Below are 18,837 nucleotides of genomic sequence, written 5' to 3' on the forward strand. Positions count from 1 at the left end.
GCCGCCTGCGCGGAGGCTGCCGCCGGTGCCCGGGCCGTGGGTGCCGCGTTGGCGGCGGGCGCCTGACGCGCGGCAGCGGACGAGCCGGTCGCCGGTTCCGGTGTCATGATGCTCACGGGCGGCGTCGACGAAGCGCTCGGAAACTCCGCATTGGTCGGCTTGCCCGTCGGCGTCGATGGCGGCAGCCCGGCCAACGCGGCGGAGACCGGCATCGGCGGCGCTCCAGGCGCGTTCCAGGTCGGCGCATAGCGTGCGACCAGCGTGTCGTAGAGATGGGAATCCATGTTCGCGGCGACGTGCTGCTGATCTGTCAGCGAGCGAAACGCCGCGCAATCAAACTGGGTGCAGCCGTCACGGGCGACCAGCACCTGCGCGACCAGGCCGTACCGGTCATGCTCGAGCGACTTGCGCAGCGCCCTTGTGTCCAGGGTCAGGCTCGACTCGGCGCTCGCGGCATCGCCAAGCGCGGTCAGCCGGTCGATCCTCGCCGCGGTGTAGGAGACGGCGGCAGCAGTCGCGTCGGGCGAACCGAACAGCGCCTTCTCACATCCGGCAAGCACCGTGTCGCCGGCAAGATCATCGAGGCAGGACAGCGCCGGCAGGCTCGCGGTCATCGTGCCCTGCGCCCGCGCTTCGCTCGGCGCCCCCTCCTCGGCCGGCCCATAGACGCGCACCGTGGCAGCCACGGCGATGGCGATGGAGAGCAGCGTAATCACCGTCAGGGCGCCGTTGGCGACCGACTTCTCGGCGCGCACCAGCGTAATCAGGAGGATCAGTGCGAAGAAGCCAGCCGCTGCCAGCGTCATCCACATCGGAAAGGCCGGCGAGCGCCAGATTTGGTCGAACGAAGTGGCCCATGCCCAGTTCATGCGCGACGTCCCCTCACGCGAGCAAAGAGCGAATGGTCAAAGCGAGCACCGCGAGTCGGCAACTGCCCCCGGTCCACCATGTCGAGGCGAAACGGGCCTTTTGACGGCGGGAAAATACAAATTCGTCTGCGACGCCAATGCGTCGGCTTGTCGACTTCAGGACTGGGCGAGTTGGCTTTCCTTGGCGACCCGTTCGAAGGCTTCGGTCGAGCTCTTGATCCGGTACTGGCAGTCGTCGCCTTCCGTCGGCAGCAGGCGGATGATTTCATAGGTACCGCTGGCAGCCGGCCGCGCGACGTTGCTCGCGGTGAAAAGCACGCGCGTGCCCACGGGGAATTTATGCTTCAACACCCTCTCCATGACTCAAACAGCGCCGGCCGTGCCCAGGGTCCCACTGCGACGAGCCGGCTGGAAACCCGGCTTGTCTATAGCACGCGGCAAGCCGTTTTGGCCAGCGGCATACAGCATGGCAAACGCGCAAAACCTACAGTTTTTTCAGGATGATACCGGTGAAACCGGGGCGCTTATGATACCGCTGGAACCCGAGGCCTCACGAGGTATGGGACAGTTGGCCATTGGGGCTCGCCTGATCGACGGCCTTGGGCAGTTCCTGCGCCAGGATCTGGCTGATCTGGTCGACCGGAATATTGTAGCGCGCAGCGAGCTGGCGCACGGTGTCGTTGCCGAGCACGGCGCGGAGCTGATCGGCAGAGATCGGCAAGTTCTGGCCATTGCCGAGCCAGGATTTGACCTGATCGCCGAAGCCGGCCTGCTGCAGCTTGGCGACGATCGCGCTCAGGCCTCCCTGATTATTACTGCCGAGCACCTCGTTCAACACGGCAGGCAGGACGGTCGCACCGAGCTGACCGAGCATGCTGCGGAACGCAGGATTGTCTTCGAGCGAGTCCAGGATTCCCATGGCAGTCCCCTCTCTTGCCCTCTTGTCGATCGTCCACCTGCGATTGAGCGCCACCACCCGGCATGCCGTCAAGCGGCGCCCAATCACATTCTCGATCAAACGTTCTCGAATCTGTCGATGAGAAGCGTTTCGGCGAGCCCGTCGCGAGTCCATTCCTGGAATGCAGGGAGCGCCATCATCGTCTCCATGTAAGCCCGAGCCTCCGGCGCAACTTCGATCGCGTAGGTGCGAAAACGATGCACGACCGGCGCGTACATCGCGTCCGCCGCGCCGAAGCGTCCGAACAGAAACGGTCCCCTGGCAGCGTAACGCGCCCGGCAGTCGCGCCAGATTTCCTGGACGCGCGCGATGTTGGCCTTGGCGTCCGCCGACAATGTCACGGGACGGATCGGCCTGTGCAGGTTCATGCCGCATTCGTTGCGCAGCGCCACGAAGCCGGAATGCATCTCGGCGCACACCGAGCGGGCATGCGCGCGCGCTCCGACGTCGTCGGGCCACAGTTTCTTCTCCGGATAGCGCTCGGCGATGTATTCGATGATCGCGAGCGAATCCCACACCGTGACGTCGCCGTCGACCAGCACCGGGACCTTGCCGGCGCGGCTGAAGGAGAGGATCTGCTCCTTGTCGGCGGGATTGTCGGTGTAGAGCGGGATGACCGTTTCCACGAACGGAATGTCGTTGGCACGCAGCGCGAGCCAGGGCCGCATCGACCATGACGAGTAATTCTTGTTGCCGATCGCAAGTTTCAGCGCAGCCATGTGACCAGTCCTCGAGCTTCAGGCGTCCTTGTGCGAGCTGCTTGTAGCGCTTTCGCCAGCCTCCAATCAATCGTTGCCGCCTCCCGCCATGCATGGCAATCGTTGCGGCCGAGGAGAAAGACATGGGCAGACATTGGGTCGACATCGCCGCCATCGGCTTCTTCGCGATCGAATGGCTGGTGTACGCCGTGACGCTGGAGCATTCGGCCTACGGCCGCGACAGCCTGTCGGCGCGCATGAACCGCTATCGCGAGGTCTGGGTCCGCCGCCTGCTCGAACGCGAGACGCGGATGGTCGACATGCAGATCATGGCCTCGCTGCAGAACGGCACCGCGTTCTTCGCCTCCACCAGCCTGTTCGCCCTCGGCGGTGCACTGGCGCTGCTGCATGCCACCAACGACGCGATCACCATTCTGGCCAAGCTGCCGGTCGATCTCAGCCCGACGCCGGCGCTGTGGGAGCTGAAATGCGTCGGCCTCGCGCTGATCTGCGTCTACGCGTTCTTCAAGTTCGCGTGGGCCTATCGCCTATTCAACTATGTCGCGATCCTGTTCGGCGGCATGCCGCCGGCCGCGCAACGCGATACGCCGGAGGCCGAAGCCCACGTCATCCGGACCTCGCGCCTGTTCGAGTCCGCAGGCCGCCACTTCAACCGCGGTCAGCGCGCCTTCTTCTTCGCGCTCGGCTATCTCGGCTGGTTCGTCAGCCCGTGGGTGCTGTTCGTGACCACGGCCGCGGTCGTGATCGTGACGTGGCGGCGGCAATTCGCATCGAGCGCGTGGGTGGCGATGGCGCCCGAGACGACTGGGGAGCCGACGTGGAAGCAGAGTGCCGTGAGGTGATCCAGCCTCGGCGCAAAGCCCTTGCCGGGCCTTCAGGCTACGCTCCGCCGAAATCCCCCGGCGAGAACGGCAGGTCCAGCACCTTCCATTCCTGATACTTGTCGGCCGGAAGCATTTTGTAGGGCTGGCAGGCCAACAGCGCGCTCATCGCGGACTGGACCAGCAACGGGCCCTTGGCGGATGGCGGGGCCTCGATCAGGATCGGCGGCCGTGCCAGCGTGCCGTCGGTGGCGAGCACCGCGCGCAGCTTGATGTGCACATTGTCGGTCGGCGCGACACCGGCCGGCAGTTTTGCGCAGCTTCTCAGATGGCGGCGAAATTCCGCGATGACCTCGGGCGGAAGCTTGGCGCCGATCGAGTCCTTGGCATCGCCGCCGTCATCCTTGGGCGCCTCCCTTGCCGGAGGCGGCAATTCCGGGGGCAGACCCAGCATCACGCCGTATTTGACGGTGACGTCGGGTTGCGGCGGCAGATAGGCCGGAGACGCCGCCTGCGGCTGCGGCGTCGGGGGTGGCGTCTGCGGCGCCGGTTGCGGCTGCTGAGGCGTTTGCTGAGCCTGCTGCGGCGGCTGCTGATTCTGCTGTTGCGGGGATTGCGGCTGAGCGTTGGCCTCGCGCTGCTTCGAGGCCGGTGGCGATTGCGGCTGTTGCTTCTGCGGCTCGGGCGACGCCTGCGGCTGCGGCTGCGGCGACGAGGATGACGCGGGCTCCTGCTTGACCGCAGGCTTCGGCGCCGCTTCAGCCTTTTCCTTGTCGGTGAAATCGAGCTTCGGCAATTGCAGGTCGGGCAACTTGTCCTTGTCCTGCGGCTTGACCTCTTCCTTCGCCTCCTGCTCCTTGACCTTCTCGTTCACCTGCTCGGGCGTGACGATGTCGACCGACACCGTCTCGGTCGGGGCGGCGCGAAACGGATGGACTTCGCTGATCACGATGATCAGCGCCACCAGCGTCAGATGCGCGATCGCCGACGCCGCAATGTCCGTCCGTATGATCTTCCGCGGTTCCATTGCCCGATCTTGGGTTGCCGCGCTGGTCCTAGCACAGGGCCGCCTGCTCTCAATCCCATTTCGGCGCGAAGCCGAAGTCCGTGAGACGGCCATTGGGACTGGCCAGCGCCGAGACCCTGGCCATCTCGTCGTCCGACAACTCGAAATCGAAGATCTCGATGTTTTCCGAGAGCCGCTCGAGCCGGGAGGTGCGCGGGATCGCAGCAACATCCTGTTGCACGAGCCAGCGCAGGCAGATCTGCGCGGGCGTCCGGCGATGGATGCGGCCGATCTCGGCGAGCGTACGGTCGGCCTTGATGCGGCCCCTGGCGATCGGGCTGTAGGCGACGAGCGCAAGCCCGTGCTGGTCGCAGGCCGCCCTCACCTTCGTCTGATCGAGATAGGGGTGATATTCGACCTGATTGCAGACGAGAGGCTCCGGCGAGAGCGCGACCGCCTGCTCGATCAGCGCCACCGTGAAATTGGAAACGCCGATGTGGCGCGTCAGCCCCATCCGTTTCGCGTGCGCGAGCGCACCCAGCGTCTCGGCCAGCGGCACGTGCGAATTGGGCCAGTGCAGCAACACGAGATCCACGGCGGGAAGCCGCAGCCGGACCAGGCTCTCCTTGACCGAACGTTCGAGATCGTTGGGCGCGAAATGGTTGGTCCAGACCTTGGTGGTGACGAAGACGTCGTCGCGGCGCACGCCCGAGGCGCGCAAGCCATCGCCGACCTCGCGTTCGTTCTCGTAGACCTGTGCGGTATCGAGGTGGCGGTAGCCGAGCCGCAGCGCCTGCTCGACCACGCGCGCGCATGTTCGCCCGCTCAACTCCCAGGTCCCGAGCCCGATCGCCGGAATGCTCGCGCCGTTGGCCTTGACGAACAGCATGAAGAGCCCTCGCCTTACGTCCGTCCCATGGGCATTATGGACCCGGACCTCGGCACTGCCAACCAAAGCGGCCATGGCCGACCGGATAGGCCGATCCAGCTAGACCTTGGCGAGCGCCTGAAACACCGTGTCCGGCGCATGTGCGATCACCGCGAGCAAGGCTCTTGCCGGTCCACGCGGGGCCCGCTTGCCCTGCTCCCAGTTGCGGATGGTCTCGACGGGAACGCCGAGCTTGGCGGCAAATTCCATCTGGGTGAGGCAGGCACGGCGGCGCAAATCGCGCACCGCGAGCGAGCCGGACTCGGCCGAAGCGTTCTGGACCGAGGGCTGGAGCGGAAACTCCTGCCCGTCCCGCAACTCCACGATCCGCCCGTCCGCCTTCAGCCGCAAACGCATGCTCATTCCCCCAAGCAGCGCGATGATGCGTCAGGTCGCTTAAGTTCGGATTAAAGATGATGCCCTCGTGCCCCGGACGCGGCGCAGCACGCCCGAAACACGCGCGTGCGGTCGCCGTCTCCTACTTCAATCCGAACCACAGCGTCGCGATGCCGAGGAAGGAGAAGAATCCGACCACGTCGGTCACGGTCGTGACGAACGTGCCGGAAGCCACGGCCGGATCGGCCCTGACGCGCTCGAGCGCCATCGGGATCAGGATGCCGCCGAGCGCGCCGGCAACGAGGTTGCAGACCATCGCGAGCCCGATGACGATGCCGAGGCCCGGGATCTTGAACCAGGCCACCGCCACGATTCCCGTGATCACGGCAAAGGCGAGACCGTTGATCAGGCCGACCAGAGCCTCGCGCGTCACCACGCGCCATGCATTGACGGAGCCCAGCTCGCGGGTCGCCAGCGCGCGGACCGCGACCGTCATGGTCTGGGTCGCGGCATTGCCGCCCTGGCTCGCCACGATCGGCGCCAGCACGGCGAGCGCCACCATCTTCTCGAGCTGGCCCTCGAACAGGCCCAGCACGGACGACGCCAGGAAGGCGGTGGCGAGGTTGACCAGCAGCCAGTTGAAGCGCCCGCGGGCGATGGTGAGGAAGGTGTCCGACAGCTCTTCGTCGCTGGTGACGCCGCCGAGCGCCTTGAGGTCCTCGTCCGCCTCCTCCTCGATCACGTCGACGACGTCGTCGACGGTGATGACGCCGACGAGGCGGTCCTGGGTATCGAGCACGGGTGCTGCGACCAGGTTGTACTTGCCGAACATGCGCGCCACCTCCTCCTGGTCCTCCAGGACGGAGACACGGCGCCGATTCTCGTCGGTGAGGTCGGCGAGCGGCACCGGGCGGCGCGCGCGCAGCAGCACGTCGAGCGGCACGGCGCCCTGCCAATGCTGGTCCTTGTCGACGACGTAGATCTCGTAGAACCGGTCCGGCAGATCGGGCGTCTCGCGCATGTAGTCGATGGCCTGGCCGACGGTGAAATCCTGGGGCACCGCGATGAACTCGGTCTGCATCCGGCGGCCGGCCGAATTCTCCGGGTACAGCAGGCTCCGCTCGAGCGCGACGCGCTCCTGCAGCGGCAGCTTCTCGAGGATCTCCTCCTGCTCCGCCTCGTCGAGGGTCTCCAGGAGCTCGACCGCGTCGTCGGATTCGAGCTCGCGGACGCCCTCTGCGACCGTCTCCGCCGGCAGTTCCTCGAGGATCTCCTCGCGGACGATCTCGTCGACCTCGTTGAGCGCGGAGAAGTCGAAGTCGCGCCCGGTCAATTCGACCAGGCGGACGCGGTCGTCCGGCGCGAGCGCCGCGATCAGATCGCCGAGATCGGCCTCGTGCAGTTCGGCGACGCAGGCCCGCAGCACGGCGCTGTCGGCCGCCTCGATCGCGTGGGCGATCTCCTCGACGAACTCGTGACGAATTTCGCCGTCTTCATTGCGCATCGGTACGTGGTCGAGTACCGAGGCCTCGGTGGGGGCGGCGTCCATACGTTCATCCATGGCGCCCCTCGCCGTTTGACAGGTTCGATCAGGCCGTTTTGAGCCGGCAGCTCAGGCAATACCCACAAGGCAATCGCGAGCGCAATGACAAAGATGCTTCGGCGGAACTGGATCTCGATGTCGCTGGGCGCCGTGCTGGCCGCCCTCGCCGGCACCGCTTCGGCCGGGGCCGCCGAGTGCCCGCGCAAGGACGCGCTCGGCACGTCGCGGGTGCTGAGCGTCGATGCCAAGACCACGCCGCGCGTGGGGTTGAAGAGCTTTCCGCAGACCCTGCCTCTGGCGGATCACGAGGTCGTGCTGACCTTCGACGACGGTCCGCATCCCCCGACGACATCCAAGGTGCTCGCCGCGCTGGCGCAGGAATGCGTGCGCGCGACCTTCTTCCTGATCGGCCTGCACGCCGCCGAGCATCCGGAGATGGTCCAGCGCATCGCCCGCGAGGGTCACACCATCGGCCACCACACCTGGTCGCATCCGTTCATGGCGCGGATTCCATTCGAGAAGGCGAAAGAAGAGATCGATCGCGGGATCGCGGCCGACGAAAAGGCGCTCAAGGGCGTGTCGACGACGACGCCCTCGACGCCGTTCTTCCGCTTCCCCTATTTCGAGTCGACGCAGGCCCAGCTCGACCTGCTCCAGTCGCGCGGCATCGTGGTGTTCGGGGCCGATCTCTGGGCCAGCGACTGGAACGAGATGACGCCGGAACAGGAACTGAAGCTCGTGACGGAACGCCTGGCGGCCGCCGGCCGGGGCATCATCCTCTTCCACGATCCGAAGGCGCGCACGGCCGCCATGATGCCGGCTTTCCTGCGGTATTTGCGCGACAACGGCTATCGCATCGTTCACGTGGTTCCGGCCGCACCGACGCAGAAGAATGCCGACGCGCGTTGATGCCGGAATGTCACGCCAATGCAAAATGGGGTGATGTGGGCCCTATTAACAAACTGTTCATGCTACGCCATGCAATGATGATGGGAGAGCTGCGCCTGAACCGTTTCAGAGCGTCTCCGACCTACGAATATGGCGGCATTCGCATATGAGGACAGACGGGGGTTCATGATCGGAAGTGGCGTTTCTGTCCGGACGCGATCGTGGATCGTCCCGTGCCTTGGCGTGTTCTTCGGCCTGCTGACCACCGCATCGTCGGCGGCGCTCGCGGCCGATTGCCCCGGCCATCCCGATGCGCTCGGCACCTCACGGACCCTCGTGGTCGATCCGCGCGAACATCCGCGCATCGGCACGATGCAGTACCGCGAAACGCTGCCGCTCAGGGATCATGAAGTCGTCCTGACGTTCGACGACGGTCCGCTCCCGAAATACTCGAACCAGGTGCTCCAGATCCTCGCCGACGAGTGCATCAAGGCCACCTTCTTCATCATCGGTCAGCAGGCCAAGGCCAATCCGGAAGGGGTTCGCAAGCTGGTGGCGGCGGGACACACCGTCGGCACCCACAGCATGAACCATCCGCTGACGTTCAACAAAATGCCGATCGACAAGGCCGAGACCGAGATCAACGGCGGCATCCAGTGGACCTCGGCCGCGATGACCGATCCGTCCAAGCTGGCGCCGTTCTTCCGCATTCCCGGTCTGATGCGCGCCGAAGGCGTCGAGAACTACCTGATCTCGCGCGGCATCCAGGTCTGGAGCGCCGATTTCCCGGCCGACGATTGGCGGCACATCTCGTCCGATCGCGTCTATCAGCTCGCGATCCAGCGGCTGGAGGCCAAGGGCAAGGGCGTGTTGCTGCTGCACGACATTCAGGCCCGCACGGTGGCGGCATTGCCGCGGATCATCCGCGACCTCAAGGCGCGCGGCTATCGTATCGTCCACGTGGTGCCCGCGACCGCCGACCGGCCCGCGACGCCGACCACAGCGGTGGAATGGCTGCTGCATCCGCCGACCGAGACGGTGCCGATCGCGCGGTGGCCGGGCGTGCCGAACTTCGTGTTCACGCAGACCAGGACGCTTCCGGCGCCCTCTCTCGCCGATCTCAATGCGCAGGCTGCGCATCAGCCACTGCTGCCGCGCTGGACCAAGGCGCGGGCGGATGTCGCATCCACCCTACCCGTGCCCGGCCGCGATCTCTTTACGATTCCGGAAGGCTCGGTCGAAGTGCTGCTATCGACGACCCTGTCACGACGCGCCGCAACGCGTCTGGCGATGGCGGCCGAGGTCAAGGGCAAAGCCGGCAAATCGCGCGCGGCCCGGACCACCCACGCGACACGCGGCGCGCCGGGGCACGCCACGCAGGCCAAGGGCACGACGTCCCGCCCGACCCACATCGCCACCAGCGTGAAGAAGCGGGCCTGAGCAGCCGCCTATTGCCGCATGATGTTGGCAACGCAGAGCAGCACGATCAGCGCCAGGAAGAACAAGTCCATATAGGACTTGAGTTCGCCGTCTCGCCGCAGCCGCGCGACGTCGGTGACGATCTGCTTGCGTGCCGTCGTGCCGCCCGAACCGTCATTGATCGGCGCCTGCAACCGTTTCGTCTCGGCCTCGAGCTTCTCGATCTTCTGGAAGAAGTAGAACGCGCGGAGCGTCGAAGCCGCGCGCATGCCGGTATAGACCAGCACGAGGATCGCGAGGATCGCCCGGTTCGGATACTTCTCCATGAAGTTCAGGCTGAAATAGACCACCGCCAGGAACGCGAAATTGGTGACGAAGCGGTAGACGAAACTTAGGAAGACCATGCTGGCTCCGGCTCGAGGAGTCGCGCAACGCGTGTTGCGATTTCGGGGATTTGGGTTGCGGGCCGGAACGGCCGGCCCGAACGCCGTGCAGGCGTCGTCTACGCCAACTTTGTTTCAACAAAGATACGATCGCCCGCGCGCCGCGGGCCTTTTAGCCACGCGCGGCCATAATGCAAGCGACGGCGCGGCGTCACCGTGTTCCACGCAAGCGCGCACGTTCCGCAACGCCTCGATGGAGATTCGGCGGAAGCCGCGATACACTATGGCCGCCACTTGCACGTGGGGTCTGCCGATGCCGAAGAAGGGAATCACGGGCCACGACGAATGGGTCCTCACCGAGGCCCTCGCGACCGCGCTGGTTGCGCTGGAGCAGCTTGCGCCGAAGCACCAGCCCAACGCGCATATGGACGACATCCGCAAGATGCTTTCGAGCGGCAAGGAGCCGGCCGCCGTGAGCCTGCACCTCGCCCAGGCCAAGTGCCGCCTGTTTCCCGAACTCGACCCCCTGGAAATCTACCGGGAATACGGGATCGGCGAGGAATACGGCTGACGGTCAGGCTGTCCATCTCTCCGGTCATGAAGCCGCCAAGCGCGGCCTGAGGCGCGGAATTCTGCAAGCTCCGCAGGAGCCGGAGTTCGGACTTCCCCGTCATGCCGTCTCGGTCGGCTCACCAACCCATTGAATAGTCGAATGAACCCTATGGGGAGCCGTAAATGGCTTGACAGACGCCCCCTGCAAAGAATGTAATGTTATAACATTACATTCGCGGTCCCAATGCCCTCTCCCAAACGTCGCCGTCCCATCCCGCTGAAAAGGCTCTTCGATCTCCATGCAAAAACTCCCCGTCACCGTCTTGTCCGGCTTCCTCGGGGCTGGAAAGACCACTTTGCTGAATCACGTCCTGAACAACCGGCACGGCCTGAAGGTGGCGGTGATCGTGAACGACATGAGCGAGGTGAACATCGATGCGGACCTCGTTCGCGATGGAGGTGCGAACCTGTCGCGGACTGACGAAAAGCTCGTCGAAATGACCAACGGCTGCATCTGCTGCACGCTGCGCGACGATCTCCTGAAGGAGGTGCGCGCCCTCGCCGAGAACGGCCGTTTCGATTATCTGCTGATCGAGTCGACCGGCATCTCCGAGCCGCTTCCGGTCGCCGCGACCTTCGATTTCCGCACCGAGGACGGTGACAGCCTCTCCGATGTCGCACGCCTCGACACCATGGTCACCGTGGTCGACGCGGTGAATCTGCTCAAGGACTACGCCTCGACCGATTTTCTCGATCAGCGCGGCGAAGCGCTGGAGAACGACAAGCGCACCCTGGTCGACCTCCTCGTCGAGCAGATCGAGTTCGCCGACGTGATCGTTCTCAACAAGATCGACGACGCCGCGCCCGCGCAGCGTGAGGCGGCGCGCCAGATCATCCGGGCGCTCAATCCCGAGGCCGATCTGATCGAGGCCAACCACAGCCAGGTCGCGTTCGATCGCATCCTCGACACCGGCCGATTCGACTTCGAGAAGGCGCAGCAGCATCCGCTCTGGTACAAGGAGCTCTACGGCTTTGCCGATCATGTGCCGGAAACCGAAGAATACGGCGTGACGAACTTCGTCTACCGCGCGCGGCGGCCGTTCGATCCCGTCAAGTTCGACAAGTTCATCAAGGAATCATGGCCTGGCGTCATTCGCGCCAAGGGACATTTCTGGCTCGCGACGCGCCCGCAATGGCTTGGCGAGATCAGCCAGGCAGGTTCGATCATCCGCACACAGGCCCTTGGCTTCTGGTGGGCGAGCGTCCCGGCCGAACGGTGGCCCGATGATCCGTTCTGGCGGAAGACGATGCGCGCGAACTGGAACGAGGTCTATGGCGATCGCCGACAGGAGATCGTGTTCATCGGCACCGGCATGGACGAGGATTCGATCCGCGCCCGCCTCGACGCATGTCTCGTTCCCGGCAAACCCGCCATGAACGTCGCGGAATGGGCCAAGCTCGCGGACCCGTTTCCGGTCTGGCGGCGCGCCGACGAAGCCGCCTAGGCGGGCGCGCGCATGGACAACGTCGTTCGATTCGTTTCGAAATCCGAGCTCGAGCGCGAGCGCCTCATTCGCGAGGCGCGCGCCATCTATGACAGCATTTTCCCGCCGGACACTGCGGCCGGCGGCGCAGCCGATGACCGTGCCAGCCGAGAGCCGGAGGCGCACGCCCCGGACCCCATCCCTTTCCGAAGATCGGCGATCGAAAACGACTGACCCAAGCCTGGGCTTCCTGCTAGTCGCGAAGCGGGCCCGGCGCGGACAAGGGCGAATCCCGCGCGCCAATGGTCCATGACCCCACCCTTTCGGGGGTGGGATCAGCCACGGCAAAAAGCCGTGCAATATCAATTATATTTTGAAGGTGTGGTGCGCTCGGAGGGACTCGAACCCCCACGGTGTTACCCACTGCCACCTCAAGGCAGCGCGTCTACCAGTTCCGCCACGAGCGCTAGGAGATACCGGCCTGAGGCTTTGAGGCTGGCCGGATCAGCGGCGCCGATCTAACAAATCCGTCAGGGGGATACAAGCCTGCAAAGGCGTTGAATTCCACAGGCGGGGGAAAAGAAGCCGCCCCGCTTTTGCCCCGCCTAGCGAGTGCCGGGCGAGCGCGGCAGCATCTGCTTGACCTCGACCGCGATCCGGTTGCGGTCGACCAGCACGACGCCCGAGGCGACCGGCAGATTGTTGGCCAAAACCTTGACCTCGTCGGCCTCGGTCGCGTCCAGCTCGATGATGGCACCGCGGGAAAGACGTAATACCTGATGGATCGGCATGGTGGTCGTCCCGAGGACGACCATGAGATCCACGGTGACTTTATCGAGAGTGGGCACTGTCAGGACCGCCGCAACTAGGGACTCTGTATTTGCTCCCGCAATGATCACCACGTTATGGTTAGCCAATGGTTAATTCGCCTCAAAACCCCCGCCAAGACCTCGATTTGACGTCGTTTTCCGCATCCACCGGCGCCCCGGTGGAATGGCGGATTTCGGACGCTCCCGTGGCCTATCCGGACGCGGTGGCCGCCATGGAGGCGCGGGTCGCGGCCATCGCGGCGGGCGAAGCTCCGGAGCTGGTCTGGCTGCTCGAACATCCGCCGCTCTACACCTCCGGCACGTCGGGCAAGACGTCCGACCTGCTCGATCCCCGCTTCCCGACCTTCGACAGCGGGCGCGGCGGGCAGCTCACCTATCACGGGCCCGGCCAGCGCGTGGCCTATGTCATGCTCGACCTCAAGCGCCGCCGGCCGGACGTGCGGGCCTATGTGGCGAGCCTGGAGGAGCTGATTCTGCGGACCCTCGCCGCCTTCAACGTCCGCGGGGAGCGCCGCGAGGATCGGGTCGGCGTCTGGGTGAAACGCCCCGACAAGGGGCCGGACCACGAAGACAAGATCGCCGCCATCGGCGTGCGGCTGAAGCGCTGGGTGTCATTCCACGGCATCGCGATCAATGTCGAACCGGAGCTGTCGCATTTCGCGGGCATCGTGCCTTGTGGCGTCGCCGATCCCCGCTACGGCGTCACGTCGCTGGTCGACCTCGGCCAGCTCGTGACGTTGGCCGATGTCGATGTCGCGCTCCGCCAAGCGTTCGAAGAGCTGTTCGGGCCGACCCGCGCGCTCGCACCGGAAGCGGCCGCCTAGGCGTTTGAGCACGGTCTCGCTTGTTCTCGGCCGGCGCGGAATGAGCTATGCTTGATTCCGGTGCCGCCCACGCCTCCCCCCTCCACCGGGAAAGCAGACAACATGCCGGGCGAATAGATCATCGGGCCGACTGTTCGAGCGCCAAGCATAAGGAGGGATTGCGATCATGCTCGCAATGGGAGGTTCTCGCCATGAAACTGTCCGCACCCATCTATCATCTCAAGCGCAAGGCGAAACGCCTGTCGCGTGAGGAAGGGATTCCGCTCCACGCCGCGCTCGACCGTGTCGCCGCGACCGAAGGCTTCAGCGCCTGGGGCATGCTCGCAGCCAAGGCCGGTGCGACAACGCCGGCCAGCAGGATGTACGCCCAATTCCGGCCGGGCGATCTGGTGCTGGTCGGCGCGCGCCCCGGCCACGGCAAGACCCTCCTGAGCCTCGAGCTGGCTGTGGAAGCCATGAGATCTGGCCGTCGCGCCACGTTCTTCTCACTCGAATATACCGAGAAGCAGGTCCTGGATCGCTTCCCGGCGATCGGTGCGGACCCTGCGCAGTTTCGTGGCCTGTTCGACGTCGATTGCTCGGACGCAATCAGCGCGGATTACGTCGTGAAGCGAATGGCCGCCGCTTCCCCGGAGACGGTCGTCGTGATCGACTATCTGCAACTGCTCGACCAGAAGCGGGCAAATCCCGAACTGACGGTCCAGGTGCGCACCTTGAAGGCGTTCGCACGCGACAAGGAATTGATCGTGGTCTTCATTTCGCAGATCGATCGGTCCTACGACCCGTCGATCAAGCCCTGCCCCGACCTCGGCGACGTCAGGCTGCCAAACCCGCTGGAGCTGACGCTGTTCGACAAGACGTGTTTTCTCAACGAGGCCCGGATTCAGTTCGGGGCGGCGAGTTGACGATCCCCGCCCCGAACGGCACGGTGAAAACGCGTCGCCGCCCGCGCCGCTCATGCAGGGACGCGCACCTGCATACCATCGGGTTTATTTGCCTAAAAATTCTTCAAACGCGGGAACCAAACGAACCCGCGGGAGTTTGCCCCGGTCGAGGCGGGGTTTGAGAATGGTAAAAAAGTCCAGTCAGCAGAGAGACTTGTTCGAAAGCGAACGGAGTTTCCGGCTGTTGGTTGAGGGTGTCGCCGACTACGCGCTCTATATGCTCGACCCGACCGGCATCATCACGAGCTGGAATATCGGCGGGGAGCGGATCAAGGGCTACTCGCCCGACGAGATCATCGGACAGCACTTCTCGCGCTTCTACACCGAGGCCGACCGGGCGAACGGCAAACCCGCCCGGGCGCTCGGCATTGCCCGGGACAAGGGCCGCTACGAGGAGGAAGGCTGGCGGGTCCGCAAGGACGGCACCTTCTTCTGGGCGAGCGTCGTGATCGATCCGATTTACGAGAGCGGAGAGCTCATCGGCTTTGCCAAGATCACACGCGACATCACGGAACGGCGCAACGCACAGATCAAGCTCGAGGCGATGCAGAAGCAGCTCGCCGAGTCCCAGAAATTCGATGCGCTCGGACAGCTCACGGGTGGCGTTGCCCACGACTTCAACAATCTTCTGATGATCATCAGCGGAAGCCTCGGCATCCTGAGGAGAGCGGCCGCCGATGATGCCAAGGTCGATCGCGCGATGTCGGCGATCGAGACCGCGACCAAGCGCGGCGCGGCGCTGACCAACCAGCTCCTTACCTTCGCGCGGCGGCAGAGCGTCAATCCGCAGGCGATCGACTTCGCTGGCCGGGTCGCGGCGATCCGCGAGGTGCTCGACGCGGGCGTCGGGAGTTCGGTTCGCCTCGGCTTCGACATCGCCCCCGACACATGGTCGATCAAGACCGACGTCTCGGAGCTCGAAACCGCATTGCTCAATCTCGTCATCAATGCCCGCGATGCCATGCCGGACGGCGGTACGGTGACGATCGGTTCACGCAATATCGTTCGGCCGGAAGCCCCTTTTGCCGGCGAATTCGTCGCGATCAGCATTGCAGATACCGGGCTCGGAATCCCCAGCGACGTGCTAGACAAGATCTTCGAGCCCTTCTTCACGACCAAGCCGGTCGGCAAGGGTACCGGGCTCGGCCTGTCCCAGGTGCACGGCTTTGCCCATCAGGCAGGCGGCACGGTCATGGTCGCGAGCGAACTCGGCAAGGGCACGACCTTCACCATCCTCCTGCCGCGCGGGCCGGACGCGCCTTTGCGCGAGATACCGGAAGCGGCATCATTCCGCGGCAGCGGCACCGTGCTGCTGGTCGAGGACAATCCCGACGTCGCCGTCGTCAGCACCGGGCTGCTGGAGCAACTCGGCTACAATGTCCGGCGGGTCGCCGATGCCGAAGCCGCGTTGCGCGAGATCGAGAACAACGGCGTCGATTTCGTGTTCTCGGACATCGTCATGCCCGGCAAGATGGATGGACTTGGCCTTGCCCATCACCTGCGCGAAACTCGCCCGGGCCTGCCGATCCTGCTCGCCACCGGCTACAGCGAAGCCGCCGCCGACGTGAGCGGCGAATTCCCGATCCTGCGCAAGCCGTACGAGATCCATGAGCTGAGCGAAGCGATCGCCAAGCTGCCGCGGTGACATCTCGCTTCGCGAGAGCTGGGCAAGAGGAACGTAGCTGCCGCGAGCTCACACCGTCGGCAGAACGGAGAACGCCTCACCCGCACGGCGCACATTCAATTCGTCGATCCCTGCCGTCTCGCTGGTGACGCTGTCGACGCGGGCGGACGGCGGGCCGTGCCGGCACAACGCGACCATGTCGGCGACGTGCTTCGGTGTGCCCGCAAACAGCGCCTCGACGCTGCCGTCGCGGCGGTTGCGGACCCAGCCTTCGAGGCCGCTCGTCCTGGCCTGATGCTCGACCCAGGCCCGATAGCCGACGCCCTGCACGCGCCCGCGGATCATGACCTGAAGGATCGCCCGGCTCACTTTTTCAGCCCGAGGAAATCTGCGCCGCGTGCCTTCACATCGGCCTCGCGCATCACGCGACCGGTCAGTTCTCCCGACGCCAATCCCCTCAGCTCCTTCGGCGCCGCCCCCTCGCGCAAGGCTTTCTGCGTCTCGTAGACGGCCCGCGTGGCGGCGGCGATCGGCGCATGGCCCTGGAGCGCAATGCGGACACGCTGGCCGGCGAGATAATCCAGCGCATTCAATTCGTCCGGCGCGCCGCCGAGCACGATCGGCAGATGCGTGGCGGATACGATCGCCTCGAGTTCGGCGCGGGACTTGATGCCGGTGAAGAACAGCGCATCCACCCCGGCCGCTTCATAGGCGGTGGCGCGGCGGATCGCATCGTCGATCGAGGTGATCGAGGCGGCTCCGGTGCGCCCCATGACGACGAGCGAGGGATCGCCACGGCCATCGAGCGCGGCCTTCACCTTGCCGACGCCTTCTTCGAGCGGGATGAGTTGCGCCTTGGCTTCGCCGAAGGCGGCGGGCAGCAGCGTATCCTCGATGGTGAGACCGGCGGCGCCCGCCGTCTCCAGTTCCTGCACGGTACGGCGCACATTGAGCGCATTGCCGTAGCCATGGTCGGCATCGACCAGCACCGGTAGTGCCGCGGCGCGCGACATCCGCCGCATCTGCTCGGCCAGCTCAGTGAGCGTGATCAGCGTGACGTCGGGGTCGCCGAGCACCGCAAGCGATGCGACCGAGCCACCGAACATGCCGAGTGGAAAACCGAGATCCTCGGCGATGCGGATCGAGATGGCGTCATAGACCGAGCCGGGATGGACGCAAGCTCCGCCGGACAGGATCGATCGCAGTTTCTCACGGCGGGAACGAAAGGCCATGGCGCCCTCCCTCAATTGCTCATCCTGAGGAGCGCGCTCCCGCGCGTCTCGAAGGATGAAGGCCCAACTGGTGGCCTCGCCCCTCGAGACGCCGCGCAGGCGCGGCTGCTCAGGGTGAGGGTTCTCCTCTTGTGCCCGGAGCGCTTTACGCAAACTCCAGGATCAGCGCATCGACCGCAAGCGTCGCGCCGGGGCTGGCATGGATCTTCTTCACGGTGCCGTCCTGCTCGGCGCGCAGCACGTTCTGCATCTTCATGGCTTCGACCACGGCCAGCGTCTCGCCGGCCTTGACCTCCTGCCCCTCGGTCACCGCGATCGAGACCACGAGGCCCGGCATCGGGCAGAGCAGCTTCTTGCCCGTATCAGCGGCGGTCGTCACCGGCATCAGGCGTGCCGAAGCGGCTTCCGCCTCGGTCCAGACATAGACCGGCACCTCGACGCCCTGATGCGCGAGGCGGATGCCGTTGGCGATCGGGCGTGTTTGAACCGCGACGAAGTGGCCGTCGATCGTGCCCTGCCAGACCGGATCGCCCGGCTTCCACGGCGACTGCAGCAGATGCGCGTTGCCGGTCTTGCCCTCGGCATCGACGAACCGCACCGCGATCGCATCGCCCTCGCGCGCGATCTCGAGCAGGATCTCTTCCCGGTCGAGCCAGACCGCGCGGCGGCGCTCGCGCTGCACGATGCGGCCGCCCATCTGGCCCGAGATCTGCCGCTTGCGCTCGCCAAGCACGTGATCGATGGCGGCGCCGACCGCGGCGATCCGCCGTGCGACCTCGCCTTCCGGCACGCGCACCGCGAACCCCTTGGGGAATTCCTCGGCGATGAAGCCGGTCGAGAGCCGGCCCTCGCGCCAGCGCGGATGATGCATCAGCGCCGAGAGGAACGGGATGTTGTGGCGGATACCGTCGACATAGAACGAGTCGAGCGCGGTCGCCTGCGCCTCGATGGCCGCGGCGCGCGATGGCGCATGCGTGACGAGCTTGGCGATCATCGGATCGTAATGGATCGAGATCTCGCCGCCTTCCTGCACGCCGGTGTCGTTGCGCACGGTGATGCCGTCCTTGCTGGCCTCCGCCGGCGGACGGTACTTCACCAGACGCCCGATCGAGGGCAGGAAGTTGCGGAACGGATCCTCGGCGTAGAGACGGGACTCCACCGCCCAGCCGGTCAGGGTGACGTCCTTTTGCGCGATGCCGAGCTTTTCGCCGGCGGCCACGCGGATCATCTGCTCGACGAGGTCGATGCCGGTGACCAGTTCGGTCACGGGATGCTCGACCTGAAGGCGCGTGTTCATCTCGAGGAAGTAGAAGCTCTTGTCCTGCCCGGCGACGAATTCGACGGTGCCGGCGGAATCGTAATTCACGGCCTTGGCCAGAGCGACGGCCTGCTCGCCCATCTTGCGGCGGGTGGCTTCGTCCAGCAGCGGCGACGGCGCTTCCTCGATGACCTTCTGGTTGCGGCGCTGGATCGAGCA

Annotated in this window: 22 protein-coding genes and 1 tRNA gene; 9 read left to right on the forward strand and 14 right to left on the reverse strand. The window is 65.4% G+C overall.

Features of this window, described 5'->3' with window-relative positions; translation table 11 throughout:
- The 4 genes from QM712_RS34130 to QM712_RS34145 all read right to left on the reverse strand — a co-directional run.
- On the reverse strand, positions 1 to 869 hold an 869-nt coding region (locus QM712_RS34130), incomplete at its 3' end, for a hypothetical protein (protein WP_415027556.1).
- 156 nt (positions 870 to 1,025) lie between these two features.
- On the reverse strand, positions 1,026 to 1,229 hold the full coding sequence (locus QM712_RS34135; protein ID WP_415027557.1) for a hypothetical protein: 204 nt from the start codon (positions 1,227 to 1,229) through the stop codon (positions 1,026 to 1,028).
- Positions 1,230 to 1,419: 190 nt separating this feature from the next.
- Positions 1,420 to 1,788 carry a YidB family protein gene (locus tag QM712_RS34140; protein WP_415027558.1) on the reverse strand — a complete coding sequence of 123 codons (369 nt, stop codon included), beginning with the start codon at positions 1,786 to 1,788 and terminating at the stop codon, positions 1,420 to 1,422.
- Positions 1,789 to 1,883: 95 nt separating this feature from the next.
- Positions 1,884 to 2,546 carry a glutathione S-transferase family protein gene (locus tag QM712_RS34145; RefSeq protein ID WP_415027559.1) on the reverse strand — a complete coding sequence of 221 codons (663 nt, stop codon included), beginning with the start codon at positions 2,544 to 2,546 and terminating at the stop codon, positions 1,884 to 1,886.
- A gap of 122 nt (positions 2,547 to 2,668) precedes the next feature.
- On the opposite strand from QM712_RS34145, the gene QM712_RS34150 reads away from it, so the two are divergent.
- A complete protein-coding gene (locus QM712_RS34150; RefSeq protein ID WP_415027560.1) occupies positions 2,669 to 3,388 on the forward strand; it encodes a DUF599 domain-containing protein in 720 nt (239 codons plus the stop codon).
- Between the two features lie 37 nt (positions 3,389 to 3,425).
- Here the strand turns inward: QM712_RS34150 and QM712_RS34155 are convergent, their stop codons facing one another.
- The 4 genes from QM712_RS34155 to mgtE form a co-directional block, all read right to left on the reverse strand.
- A complete protein-coding gene (locus tag QM712_RS34155; protein WP_415027561.1) occupies positions 3,426 to 4,394 on the reverse strand; it encodes a hypothetical protein in 969 nt (322 codons plus the stop codon).
- 49 nt (positions 4,395 to 4,443) lie between these two features.
- Entirely contained in the window at positions 4,444 to 5,262 is an 819-nt protein-coding gene (locus tag QM712_RS34160; protein ID WP_415027562.1) for an aldo/keto reductase, read from the reverse strand.
- A gap of 99 nt (positions 5,263 to 5,361) precedes the next feature.
- Complete coding sequence (locus QM712_RS34165) at positions 5,362 to 5,664, reverse strand: helix-turn-helix domain-containing protein (protein ID WP_415027563.1); 303 nt, start codon at positions 5,662 to 5,664, stop codon at positions 5,362 to 5,364.
- 115 nt (positions 5,665 to 5,779) lie between these two features.
- Positions 5,780 to 7,198 carry a magnesium transporter gene (gene mgtE / locus QM712_RS34170; protein WP_415027564.1) on the reverse strand — a complete coding sequence of 473 codons (1,419 nt, stop codon included), beginning with the start codon at positions 7,196 to 7,198 and terminating at the stop codon, positions 5,780 to 5,782.
- Positions 7,199 to 7,315: 117 nt separating this feature from the next.
- On the opposite strand from mgtE, the gene QM712_RS34175 reads away from it, so the two are divergent.
- Positions 7,316 to 8,089 (forward strand): polysaccharide deacetylase family protein, encoded by a 774-nt coding sequence (locus QM712_RS34175; protein ID WP_415027576.1) that lies wholly within the window; start codon positions 7,316 to 7,318, stop codon positions 8,087 to 8,089.
- 165 nt (positions 8,090 to 8,254) lie between these two features.
- Positions 8,255 to 9,508 carry a polysaccharide deacetylase family protein gene (locus QM712_RS34180; RefSeq protein ID WP_415027565.1) on the forward strand — a complete coding sequence of 418 codons (1,254 nt, stop codon included), beginning with the start codon at positions 8,255 to 8,257 and terminating at the stop codon, positions 9,506 to 9,508.
- Positions 9,509 to 9,516: 8 nt separating this feature from the next.
- Here QM712_RS34180 and QM712_RS34185 read toward each other — a convergent pair whose 3' ends face one another.
- Positions 9,517 to 9,891, reverse strand: coding sequence for a hypothetical protein (locus tag QM712_RS34185; protein ID WP_415027566.1), 375 nt, complete (start codon positions 9,889 to 9,891; stop codon positions 9,517 to 9,519).
- A 292-nt stretch (positions 9,892 to 10,183) separates the two neighbouring features.
- On the opposite strand from QM712_RS34185, the gene QM712_RS34190 reads away from it, so the two are divergent.
- From QM712_RS34190 to QM712_RS34200, 3 genes are all read left to right on the forward strand, one after another.
- A complete protein-coding gene (locus tag QM712_RS34190) occupies positions 10,184 to 10,441 on the forward strand; it encodes a hypothetical protein (RefSeq protein ID WP_415027567.1) in 258 nt (85 codons plus the stop codon).
- Positions 10,442 to 10,721: 280 nt separating this feature from the next.
- Positions 10,722 to 11,927, forward strand: coding sequence for a zinc metallochaperone GTPase ZigA (gene zigA, locus QM712_RS34195; protein WP_415027568.1), 1,206 nt, complete (start codon positions 10,722 to 10,724; stop codon positions 11,925 to 11,927).
- Positions 11,928 to 11,939: 12 nt separating this feature from the next.
- Positions 11,940 to 12,140: a hypothetical protein gene (locus QM712_RS34200; protein WP_415027569.1), complete on the forward strand. Its 201-nt coding sequence runs from the start codon at positions 11,940 to 11,942 to the stop codon at positions 12,138 to 12,140.
- A 148-nt stretch (positions 12,141 to 12,288) separates the two neighbouring features.
- Here the strand turns inward: QM712_RS34200 and QM712_RS34205 are convergent.
- Positions 12,289 to 12,373: transfer RNA gene (locus QM712_RS34205), tRNA-Leu, on the reverse strand.
- Positions 12,374 to 12,511: 138 nt separating this feature from the next.
- Complete coding sequence (locus QM712_RS34210; protein WP_018647371.1) at positions 12,512 to 12,754, reverse strand: FliM/FliN family flagellar motor switch protein; 243 nt, start codon at positions 12,752 to 12,754, stop codon at positions 12,512 to 12,514.
- Positions 12,755 to 12,822: 68 nt separating this feature from the next.
- Here QM712_RS34210 and lipB point away from each other — a divergent pair, with 68 nt between their 5' ends.
- The 3 genes from lipB to QM712_RS34225 all read left to right on the forward strand — a co-directional run bounded on the left by lipB (position 12,823) and on the right by QM712_RS34225 (position 16,149).
- Positions 12,823 to 13,560, forward strand: a complete 738-nt coding sequence (lipB, locus tag QM712_RS34215) for a lipoyl(octanoyl) transferase LipB (RefSeq protein WP_415027570.1) — start codon at positions 12,823 to 12,825, stop codon at positions 13,558 to 13,560.
- A 191-nt stretch (positions 13,561 to 13,751) separates the two neighbouring features.
- Positions 13,752 to 14,465: a DNA helicase gene (locus QM712_RS34220; protein WP_415027571.1), complete on the forward strand. Its 714-nt coding sequence runs from the start codon at positions 13,752 to 13,754 to the stop codon at positions 14,463 to 14,465.
- Between the two features lie 163 nt (positions 14,466 to 14,628).
- Entirely contained in the window at positions 14,629 to 16,149 is a 1,521-nt protein-coding gene (locus tag QM712_RS34225; protein ID WP_415027572.1) for an ATP-binding protein, read from the forward strand.
- A 48-nt stretch (positions 16,150 to 16,197) separates the two neighbouring features.
- On the opposite strand, the gene QM712_RS34230 is transcribed toward QM712_RS34225, so the two are convergent.
- From QM712_RS34230 to QM712_RS34240, 3 genes are all read right to left on the reverse strand, one after another.
- The gene (locus QM712_RS34230) at positions 16,198 to 16,497 is read right to left on the reverse strand and encodes an acylphosphatase (protein WP_415027573.1); all 300 of its coding nucleotides are present in this window, start codon (positions 16,495 to 16,497) and stop codon (positions 16,198 to 16,200) included.
- On the reverse strand, positions 16,494 to 17,360 hold the full coding sequence (locus tag QM712_RS34235; protein WP_415027574.1) for an isocitrate lyase/PEP mutase family protein: 867 nt from the start codon (positions 17,358 to 17,360) through the stop codon (positions 16,494 to 16,496). Before QM712_RS34235 ends, QM712_RS34230 begins: the two co-directional genes overlap by 4 nt.
- A gap of 145 nt (positions 17,361 to 17,505) precedes the next feature.
- The coding region (locus tag QM712_RS34240; RefSeq protein ID WP_415027575.1) for a biotin/lipoyl-containing protein at positions 17,506 to 18,837 on the reverse strand (1,332 nt) is incomplete at its 5' end.

Source organism: Bradyrhizobium sp. (assembly GCF_047605465.1).
Lineage (GTDB): Bacteria > Pseudomonadota > Alphaproteobacteria > Rhizobiales > Xanthobacteraceae > Bradyrhizobium.

Bases quoted from the DNA above. Each gene is read 5' to 3' on its own strand.
- QM712_RS34135 (WP_415027557.1), bottom strand. From the start codon at position 1,229: ATGGAGAGGGTGTTGAAGCATAAATTCCCCGTGGGCACGCGCGTGCTT.
- QM712_RS34140 (WP_415027558.1), bottom strand. From the start codon at position 1,788: ATGGGAATCCTGGACTCGCTCGAAGACAATCCTGCGTTCCGCAGCATG.
- QM712_RS34145 (WP_415027559.1), bottom strand. From the start codon at position 2,546: ATGGCTGCGCTGAAACTTGCGATCGGCAACAAGAATTACTCGTCATGG.
- QM712_RS34150 (WP_415027560.1), top strand. From the start codon at position 2,669: ATGGGCAGACATTGGGTCGACATCGCCGCCATCGGCTTCTTCGCGATC.
- QM712_RS34155 (WP_415027561.1), bottom strand. From the start codon at position 4,394: ATGGAACCGCGGAAGATCATACGGACGGACATTGCGGCGTCGGCGATC.
- QM712_RS34160 (WP_415027562.1), bottom strand. From the start codon at position 5,262: ATGCTGTTCGTCAAGGCCAACGGCGCGAGCATTCCGGCGATCGGGCTC.
- QM712_RS34165 (WP_415027563.1), bottom strand. From the start codon at position 5,664: ATGAGCATGCGTTTGCGGCTGAAGGCGGACGGGCGGATCGTGGAGTTG.
- mgtE (WP_415027564.1), bottom strand. From the start codon at position 7,198: ATGGATGAACGTATGGACGCCGCCCCCACCGAGGCCTCGGTACTCGAC.
- QM712_RS34175 (WP_415027576.1), top strand. From the start codon at position 7,316: ATGTCGCTGGGCGCCGTGCTGGCCGCCCTCGCCGGCACCGCTTCGGCC.
- QM712_RS34180 (WP_415027565.1), top strand. From the start codon at position 8,255: ATGATCGGAAGTGGCGTTTCTGTCCGGACGCGATCGTGGATCGTCCCG.
- QM712_RS34185 (WP_415027566.1), bottom strand. From the start codon at position 9,891: ATGGTCTTCCTAAGTTTCGTCTACCGCTTCGTCACCAATTTCGCGTTC.
- QM712_RS34190 (WP_415027567.1), top strand. From the start codon at position 10,184: ATGCCGAAGAAGGGAATCACGGGCCACGACGAATGGGTCCTCACCGAG.
- zigA (WP_415027568.1), top strand. From the start codon at position 10,722: ATGCAAAAACTCCCCGTCACCGTCTTGTCCGGCTTCCTCGGGGCTGGA.
- QM712_RS34200 (WP_415027569.1), top strand. From the start codon at position 11,940: ATGGACAACGTCGTTCGATTCGTTTCGAAATCCGAGCTCGAGCGCGAG.
- lipB (WP_415027570.1), top strand. From the start codon at position 12,823: ATGGTTAATTCGCCTCAAAACCCCCGCCAAGACCTCGATTTGACGTCG.
- QM712_RS34220 (WP_415027571.1), top strand. From the start codon at position 13,752: ATGAAACTGTCCGCACCCATCTATCATCTCAAGCGCAAGGCGAAACGC.
- QM712_RS34225 (WP_415027572.1), top strand. From the start codon at position 14,629: ATGGTAAAAAAGTCCAGTCAGCAGAGAGACTTGTTCGAAAGCGAACGG.
- QM712_RS34235 (WP_415027574.1), bottom strand. From the start codon at position 17,360: ATGGCCTTTCGTTCCCGCCGTGAGAAACTGCGATCGATCCTGTCCGGC.